Source organism: Haloferula sp. BvORR071 (assembly GCF_000739615.1).
In the GTDB taxonomy this organism is placed as follows: Bacteria; Verrucomicrobiota; Verrucomicrobiia; order Verrucomicrobiales; family Akkermansiaceae; genus Haloferula.
In genome coordinates this window covers 206,262-214,861 of record NZ_BATP01000019.1, presented here as the reverse complement: position 1 = coordinate 214,861, position 8,600 = coordinate 206,262, and the positions used below count along the sequence as shown (strand labels likewise).

The window sequence follows — 8,600 nt, the reverse complement described above, 5'->3', positions numbered from 1 at the left end:
CGACTCAAGGTGGATATCCCTTGAAGGGCAGATCCCTGAACCGTGCGGGGCGGGGGAGCTTGTGAGGTCTGCTACCCCGTTACCGCCGGATTTCACCCAAGGCGCACGCCCCCGGGAAGGGCGTGCGCTTTCTTGTGGGCCGGAATGGCCCGCAACTCAGATGAAAAGAAAAAGGGATGGACCACCGCTTGGCTCCTGCCAAGGATCGCTGCGGGCGGACTCCGGTTCGCCAAGGGCAAGGAAGAATGCCACCGTGGCGGAATCGGTAGACGCCGCGGACTTAAAATCCGTTGCAGGGTAACCTGCGTGCCGGTTCGAGTCCGGCCGGTGGCACTTTCACTGTTAGGCGCTCGGGGTCAGCGGACGAATGCCTTCAGGGTCGCGCAACGCTGCCCCAGCGATGCCCCATGCGGGCGGATGGTGTAAGCTCCCACTGCTGCGGGCACGATGAAGGTCTCGGCATAGTGGACCACGAAGGGTTCAAAGGCATCGCTCGGGCTTTCGACGATGGCCTCGCGTCCCTCGATCAGATTGAGCACGTTGAGATTGCCTTTCGTGTCGTGGTCGACCCTGCCGCTGAACCAATGGCGCCGGGTCTCGATGAACTCGGACTCGTGCAGGCCGGTCCGCTCCTCGCTCCAGCCATCGCCGCTGGCGATGGCTTCGATGCGGTTGACCAGATGACGCTTGGTCCACTCGGTGTCGCGGTCGTATTGCAGCACTTCCTTGCCGTGGCCGAGGTGGATCGGGCGCGGCTTGCCATCGAGCCCCAGACGCGCCCAGTCCCAGAGCTTGAAGGTGAAGATGTAAGGGGTCGCGCTGATCTCCAGCACCATGCTGCCCGAGCCAGAGCAGTGGATGGTGCCAGCGGGGATCAGGAAGTGGTCGTGCTTCTTTGCTGGGAAGCAGTTCGTGTAGGCCTCGGCCGGGAAGGGCTGCGAGGGATCCACTTGGGCGGCTTCGAGATCGCGTATCACCGCGGCGGGGTCCACTCCGGTCTTGAAGCCCAAGTAAACGCACGCATCCGGAGCGGCATCGAGCATGTAGTAGCTCTCGCCCTGGGTGTAGGCCATGCCGAACTTGTCACGGATGTATTCGTTCAGGGGATGAACCTGCAGCGAGAGATTGCCGCCGCCGATGGTATCGAGGAAATCGAAACGGATCGGGAACTCAGGCCCGAAACGCGCGTGGACCTTCTCGCCTAATAGATCGATCGGGTGCTGGAAGACGAGGTTGATCGAGGGGATCTCAAAGTCGCGCACTTCACCGAAGCCGAGCAGCAGGCTGTTCTCCTCCGGCACGCAGTCGAAGCACCAGCCGTAGTTCTTCGCCGAGCGATCCAGATCGCAGACTTCCTTCATCCACTGGCCGCCCCATGGCGCTGGATCGAAGAAGGGGACCACCCGGAAGGGCCGGCTGGCCGCCCGGTGCAGGCCCTCCCGCACCGCCTCACCACTCGCGAGCTTCGGTGCGGCTGCCTTGTTCGTATCGAGGACATAGTCACAGGATGCCAGCAGCGGAGTCTTGAAGCGATCCGCCACGCGCCAATCGACGAAGAAAGCGCGCTTGTATTGGAGCTGGGTCGCGAGGTCGGGGTTATCGGCTCCGAGATTGGAGCTCTGATTGCGGCGAAAGCGGAGCTGGGCCTCCCAACGCGCGAGGTCGGCGTAGACGACAAGATCGGCATCCAGCTCGATCAGCGCGGCACCGCAACCGACGATCAAGACAAGACCTTGGGACATACCAGCCTGCGAGCGGAGTTCAGTGAGGCGGTCTTCATCGAAGAAGTCCCTGAGCTCAAGAGGACAAATGAAACCGAAAACGGGATCGTCCCCGCCGAGGTAGGGCTCCGCCAGTCGGTCGATCTCCGCTGGCGTTTTCAAGGCTTCAGCGGCGAGGAAAATTTGGGCTGCCTCAAGCCGGGCCGCGAGCGCAGCTGCGATCTCGCCTTCATCGACGCCGGGATAGCATTCGACCACCACTTTCGGGGCGGGGGAACCGCAGCGGCTAAGGGCATCCGCGAGTTCCCGGGCGATGGCGTCCCAGCCGACTCGGCATTCATGGCCAGGGACCTCGACGCAGGGGAACTTTTCATAGTTCGAGCGCGGGAGCGGCAGGGCGCTCAATCTTTGATCTCCCGCAGCGACGGCTTGATTCAAGGGCACGGGGTTTGAAATGTGCAGACAAATAACCGCCGGTCAATCCCAGTGAGATTCCCCGCGAGGCCAATCGGGGTTGGAAATCCCTTTGGCGACTGCCAGCTTGAAGCGCCGGGCGGGCGCGCGATGAAGCCGAAGAATCCCATTTCCAAGATCCAGCGCAGCGGAAACACCCCACTTCATCGCGAGGCGGAGCGCCGGATCCGCAGCCTGATTGCAGAGCCGCAGTATCGCGCCGGTGCCCTGCTGCCCAATGAGGTTAGTCTTGCGGAAAACCTGGGCATCAGCCGTCACACCCTGCGCCTGGCGATCGGGCGGCTGGTCAACGAAGGGCTCCTGGTGCGCACTGCCGGGCTTGGCACCCGGGTGTGCCAGCGACCGGTGCGCACCGAGGGGAATGCCTGGAGCAGCTTCACCCGTGAGATGGCGCGGCTTGGCATCGAGGTCGTGAACTTTACCGCCCGGGCGGACTGGGAGTTGCCGCCTGCCGAAGTGGCGGACAAACTGGGTGTCGACCCGGATACTCCAGTGCTGCGCCTGCTACGGGTCCGCGGCTGGGAGGGTCAGCCCACGGTGGTCGCCGAGTCCTGGCTCGCGCCCTCGCTTGGATTGACGGGAGACGAGGACTTCTCAGCGCCGCTGTATGAGACCATCCAGCGCCGGAGCGGAGTGCAACCCGTGCGCTCGGAGGAAGAGATCGCGGTGACCCTCGCCGCGGCTCAAATCGCAGCCATGCTTGCCCTCAAGCCCGGTGCCCCCCTGCTTTCGCGTAAGCGCCTGGTCCGCGATTCGGCGGATCAAGTGATCGAGTACAACCTCAATTCCTACCGGGCGGACGCTTATGTCCTGCACCTACACTTGGAGGCCGCCCCGGAGTAATTCTTCTCCCCAGCCTCAGGGCGTTGCCACCGGGCGGATCTTCTCCGTGGTGAAGCGGACGACGATCATGCAGGTGTCGCCTTCCGAGGAGGTGCCAAGCATGGCGGAACCACCGCCTTCGAGCTTCCAAAGGTGGGAGGGGACGAGGGTATCCGCCTTCAGGGTAGCTGCGGGCGGGAAAGGACCGGCTTGTACCGGCTTGCCGTGCAGGGCGGTGAGAAGTTCGGCCAACTCCTGCCAAGTCGCCTTCAGGCGGTTCACGTAAACTTCCTTGGGCACCGACTGGGTCTGGAGATTGACTTCCTTCAGGGTGCCGGCGCCGGTCCAGTCGAAGTAGAGGTCGCAGTGGAGACCGCCGATCTGCTTGCGGGTGTGGTAGCTGCCATTCAGCCCCACGCGGCCCATGAGCTCGGGATCCACGCTGCTCTCGACCAACTTGCTGGCCTTGAGCTTCTTCTCCACTTCCTCGCGCTTGTCGCCGAAGTTGAGCGTATCGAAAACGGGGGCCTTGCCTTCGGCTTCGGCCGGCCGCTCGGCGGCGGGCTTGCCCTCGTCCGTCATGGGCATGCCGGTGAGCCAAATCTTGTCGGCGTCGTTGAGGCGGGCCAGATCCAGAGTGACGACCTTGCCGTCCTGCTGGCGGCGGATGGTCACTTTCGTGGAGCTGTGGGAGACGTATTCGCCGTTGAAGGACTGGGTGCCTTCCGCATTTTTCCATTCCCGGACCTCGGCTAAAAGCGGGGCGGGGGAGACGCTCAACAGCGCAAGGAGTAGGGAAAGTCGACGCATCGGTGGGAACAAACGCCTGAAACCTGAAAAAGTTAACAAAAAATCCCGGCAGCGAAAATGATCGCTGCCGGGATGAAGAATCGATGAACGGGCGGTGAGATGCCCGCGAAGATTACCAGCGCTGGGTGCGCGTGTGGTAGAAGTAGGTCTCGAAGCCGAGTTCCGGCGGGAATTCGGACAGACCGTCGCTCGGGTTCATCTCGATCCGGTTGTCTTCGCCGCAGCGCTCGTAAGGCTGCTTGAAGGTGCCGCGATAGGTCGGGCAGGTGAAGGTGAAGACTTCGTAGAAGCCATAGCCGAGGCGCTTCAGGGCGCGGCTAGTGCCGTCGACCACACCGTAGGACCAGCCAGCCTTGCGGCCGTGGTCATCGGACTTGCGGACGATCTGCTCCGGGATTTCCATGAACCCGTAGAGGATGTTGCTCAGGCCGCGGCCGAGCTTGCGCTCAGCGGTGTAGGAGTGCCCCGGAGGAGCCTGAATGTCGGCGGATGCAACGCCGCCAAGGGCGAGCATAGCAGTGGCAAGAACGACGAGTTTTTTCATGTGCTGAGGGAAAGTTAGGGACTCGGATGCTGGCTTGGCAACGGGAAAGTGAGGCAGACGGGAAGTTCCACGGGAAAATTTCCGGCCGCTGGAAAGCCGGTAAAGACAATGGATGGACGGCGTGGGGCGGATGCGCACAACTCTCTCACGGTTCGTAGCTGCTGCGGATGCGGAAGAAGCGGTGGCGCCCGCTGCTGGCCGCTTCGTCGTCGCGGAAGATGACTTCCTCGGTCTGGCCGGCTTGGGGGACGGCGGAAACGGCGCTGGTGGCGACGGTGGGCCACTCGCCCGCGAGGTCGTCCGAGGCGATCAGCTCGTAGAAGAGGTCGAGGGCACCGGCCGGGCGGCGGAAGCGGATGGCCGGACGCTGCACGCTGCCATCCAAGGACCATGTGAATTCCAGTTGCGGGAGATCGGGCCGGCGCGGGTCGGTGGCCAGGGCGTATTCATCGGCATTGTTGCGGCCATCGCCATCGGGATCGGCCTCAGGGCCGGAGATCAGCGGATCGTCCCGCTCGGCCGAGCTGAAGTGGAAGTTGTCCCAGCCGAGGTAGGCCTGTGCCATGCTGGCATCCGGGGTGCCCGGCGAGCCCGTGCTGGAGCCGCTGATCCCCCAGACCAGCGGGCTGCCGAAATCGGAGTAAGAGGTGCCTGCCGCATCGCGGATCACCAGTGAGTGGCCGCTGCCATCGGTGGCGGGATACCAGCCGTCCTTGTATCCGAAATCGAGGATGCTTTCGCCCACCGCATCAGCCAGTGCGAGCTGCTCGCCACCATTGTCGAGCACGCCCTCGTAGGGACCCAGGACGATGGCTCCCGCTGCGGGATAGCGCAGGGCGAAGGCGGCGGGATTCTTGGCGAGGATGAGCCGCTGCCCTGCGGCGAGCGGGGTGGCCGGGAAACTGTAGCCGATGCCCGCGGTGAAGTTCGCGCCGCCCAGCTCCAGGGGGCTGCTGCCGGTGTTGATGAACTCGATGTATTCGAAGTCGTCTTCCGAGAGTCCGGCGATCTGGGCCTCTTCGCCCGGCAGGGGATCGGCGGGATGATATTGCAGCTCGGAGATACGCAGGAATTGCTGCAGGAGCGAAGGCGTGCCCGGATAAGTGAAGCTGGCGATCAGCAGCCCCGCGGTATTCCGCAGCTCGATGGTCTCACCTCGGGCGGAAAGCTGGCCGCTGTAGTTGCCTTGGATCAGCCGCTTCTGGCCGCCGGTCGGGCCACTGCTCCTCGCCCGGAAGGCGGCGGCATCCTTCACCACGTGCAGCAGACCGCGATATTCGAGCGCCACGGAGCCAGTGCCAGAAGGGATGACGGTGCCGCCCTTGAAGACGTGATGGATACCGCCGTCCAGCGTCCAGCCGGAGACATCCACCGACTGCGTGGTGGTGTTGTGGAGGATCACATATTCGCCAGCCTGGCTGCCGCCTGCCGGCAGGTAGTCGACTGAATCGATGCTCACCATGCCTGCCACATCCGTCTGCCCGGTGGCGGGAATCTCGGTGGAGGCTGCATTGCCCGGCGCATAGAGCAGCGGCCGGCCGGAGCCGGTATTGAAGAGGAAAGTGCGCCGCGGGCTGAAGTAGCCGCTGACTACCCGCTCCACTTCCTCCCGCGGGCGGTTCTGGACGTAGCTGCCGGGATAGCCCCACTTCGCCACATCCAGATCACCGTCGGTCGCGGGCGAAGGATTGGCCGGATCCGGATCAATCGTCGCCGCGATCTGGCGCATGCGGGTTTCCAGGAAGCCATTCACCGTGCCCGGCGGCTGGAGCATCTGGTCCATCAGCGTGCGCATGCGGCGCACCCACATCAGCCGCGTCTCGGGGGCCTCCAGGATCAGGTTGTAGAAGCGGTCGTTCGCGCTGTGGGCGTTGAGCGGGTTGGTCGCGATGAGGGTATCGTCGAAGTAGTTGCTGGTATAGTTGTGGCCTTGGGAGAGATCGACGTCCCAGATGATCGGCTGCCACTCCTTGGTGTGATTGCTATCGCGGTAGAGGTAGAAATTCTTGTGACCGTGGTCGCGGTCGCTGTTGAACTGGCGGACGACGAGGTAGTTTACCGCGGCCGGGATATCCATGTTGTCGTAGGCCCAGGCCCGGCGCGTGCCCAGGGCGAGGGCGGGATCGAGCGCGGTGGCCATCGCCTGGAGATCGGCGTTGTTCTCCTCCCTGCGCGTCTTCTTCTCCGCGCCGGAGACCAGCCCTTCGCTGTAGATCTTGTAGAGCGCGCCTTCGCCATCCAGCCCGTTGCGTTCGAGCATCCGGTCGTCGCCGTCCTCCACGAGATCCATCACGCCGTGGAAGTTGCCGTTCAATTGGACCCGCACCGGGACGTCGAAGTGGTAGACGGTGCCGGCGAGCTTGGCGGTCTCTTGGGAGAGGGCGTTGCGGGTCTTGGTCTTGTCGGCGTAGTTGGTGAGCAGGTTGAGGTCCTTCACCGCTCGCTCGCCTTCCTTCCAGATGAAGCGGTGATCGCTGTTCGAGTCGAAGTCGTAGCTCTTTTTCGGAAAGCCGGAGCTGGTCTGGCCGTGGATCTCGTGGCCGATGTTGTCGTAGAAACGATTGAGATAGAAACAGGAGCCGCGGAAGGCACTGGCAGTCGGGCCGTTCGCGGGAGCACCTTCGACGAACCACTCGAATACAGGCAACTGGCTGCTGCCGGTTGCGGTATTCAGCGCCACCGTGCCGAAGTATTGGGGGGAGTCGAGCGGATCGGCGTAGCCGGGATACTTGGTGATATTCCCTTGGTTGTCCTGCGCCTCGAAGCGCCAGCGGAACATCTGGCCGGCCGCGACCTGGCTGGTCGGCAGATTGGCGGAATAGATGCCATCCCCGGCCACGGAGTCCGCGCCGCTGCCACTGTCACTCATGAAGACCAGGGAGTCGGCACCCCACATGGTGCGGTGGTAGGCGCGTACCGCGGTGATGTTGTTCTTCGTCTTGATCACCCGGGCGGTGACCTTGAGCACCGGGCTGGCTGCATTTCCCAGCGGCCGCGGCACCAGTGGATCCACAGGCGTGGTATCGAAGATGACCGGGCCGGCGCTGCCGAGGCCATTCAAGGCGCCCGGGCTGGGTTTGCTGAAATAGACGGCATCGCCGGGGACCGCAGCCGTGCTGCCGGTGAGTTCGGGCAGCAGCAGGAAGTCCGAACTGCCGACGCTCGAGTTGAGCCCTTGGATCGCGAGGACGTTGGTGCCCGCCACCAGCGCGGAGGCCGGCACGGTGAACTCGGTCCAGGAGTTGACGATGGTCCCGTCGAGCGCGGCGGTGGCGACCGAATTGTAGGCCGGTGTCCCGGCGAAATTGGCACGCCCGACCTCGACACCGTTGACCCATGCGACGAAACCGTCCTCGTACTTCATCCGCAGCGTGTAGCCAGCGTACGCGGAAGCGCTAGGCAGCGTGAAGCTGCTGCGGAAGAGCAGCGAGGGATTCACATTTTGGAAGCCCGACTGGACGTTGGTGGTGATCCACGGCGTCAAGGTGCCGCCCGTATCATAGCCCAATCCCGGCACGGCGCTGGTCCAGGCACTGTCCGCGTAGGTGGGGCTCACGTTCCAGCCGCCGGGGAGGCCGCTGCCGACATTGCCGGCGGCGTAATTACTACCGGCATAGTGGCTCGCACCGGTGGCGTCGTTGCTCAACACCCGGTAGCGGCATTGCTGTCCCGGCCCATAGCCGACCAGGGTGCTGGTGGTCTGTGCGATGGAGACCCCGTAGGAAACATCCGGTGCCTGGGCGGGATAGATGGCGCCGTATGAGTGTGCCAGCACCGGCTGGCCGGTGGAGCTGTCCGGCTTGTAGAGGCCCAGGAACTCGCCGCCCTTCGCCAGGCTGAAGTTGGTGTGGAGCGGGGCGGCGGGGTTGCTGCGGTTCCGGTTCGAGGCCCAGATCAGGAGCGTGCCTTTCGCTGGCAGGCTCACGGCGGGGATGCGCCACTTGGTTTTGGCCGCCGCATCATCGGTGAGCCACCAGCCGTCCAGATTCACGGCCGCGTTATCGGGATTGAAAAGTTCGATCCAGTCCTCGCGGTTGCCGAAGTCGTCCTCAAGGCCGTTGGCATTGTCGGCCAGAAATTCCGAGATCATCACCTCCGCCTGCGCGCTCGGAATGGCGAGGGTGAGAAATGCGAGTGAAACAGCAAAAAAGCGGCGCATGATGACGAATTCCGGGGGCTGGTGACAAATTGGTCACTCGGAGGGGGCCCGGCAATCCCGGATTTACCAG

Annotated in this window: 5 protein-coding genes and 1 tRNA gene; 2 read left to right on the top strand and 4 right to left on the bottom strand. The window is 63.8% G+C overall.

Features of this window, described 5'->3' with window-relative positions; translation table 11 throughout:
* Positions 1 to 247 precede the first annotated feature (247 nt).
* Positions 248 to 333, top strand: a tRNA-Leu gene (locus BV071_RS09180).
* A 23-nt stretch (positions 334 to 356) separates the two neighbouring features.
* Here the strand turns inward: BV071_RS09180 and BV071_RS09175 are convergent.
* Positions 357 to 2,159 (bottom strand): class I mannose-6-phosphate isomerase, encoded by a 1,803-nt coding sequence (locus tag BV071_RS09175; RefSeq protein WP_265594252.1) that lies wholly within the window; start codon positions 2,157 to 2,159, stop codon positions 357 to 359.
* 126 nt (positions 2,160 to 2,285) lie between these two features.
* Between BV071_RS09175 and BV071_RS09170 the strand changes: the two genes are divergently transcribed.
* Positions 2,286 to 3,038 carry a GntR family transcriptional regulator gene (locus BV071_RS09170; protein WP_052573089.1) on the top strand — a complete coding sequence of 251 codons (753 nt, stop codon included), beginning with the start codon at positions 2,286 to 2,288 and terminating at the stop codon, positions 3,036 to 3,038.
* Positions 3,039 to 3,053: 15 nt separating this feature from the next.
* On the opposite strand, the gene BV071_RS09165 is transcribed toward BV071_RS09170, so the two are convergent.
* From BV071_RS09165 to BV071_RS09155, 3 genes are all read right to left on the bottom strand, one after another.
* On the bottom strand, positions 3,054 to 3,827 hold the full coding sequence (locus BV071_RS09165) for a hypothetical protein (protein ID WP_035605396.1): 774 nt from the start codon (positions 3,825 to 3,827) through the stop codon (positions 3,054 to 3,056).
* Between the two features lie 112 nt (positions 3,828 to 3,939).
* Positions 3,940 to 4,371, bottom strand: a complete 432-nt coding sequence (locus BV071_RS09160; protein WP_075090868.1) for an exosortase system-associated protein, TIGR04073 family — start codon at positions 4,369 to 4,371, stop codon at positions 3,940 to 3,942.
* Positions 4,372 to 4,516: 145 nt separating this feature from the next.
* Entirely contained in the window at positions 4,517 to 8,530 is a 4,014-nt protein-coding gene (locus tag BV071_RS09155; RefSeq protein ID WP_035605258.1) for a lamin tail domain-containing protein, read from the bottom strand.
* Between the last annotated feature and the right edge of the window lie 70 nt (positions 8,531 to 8,600).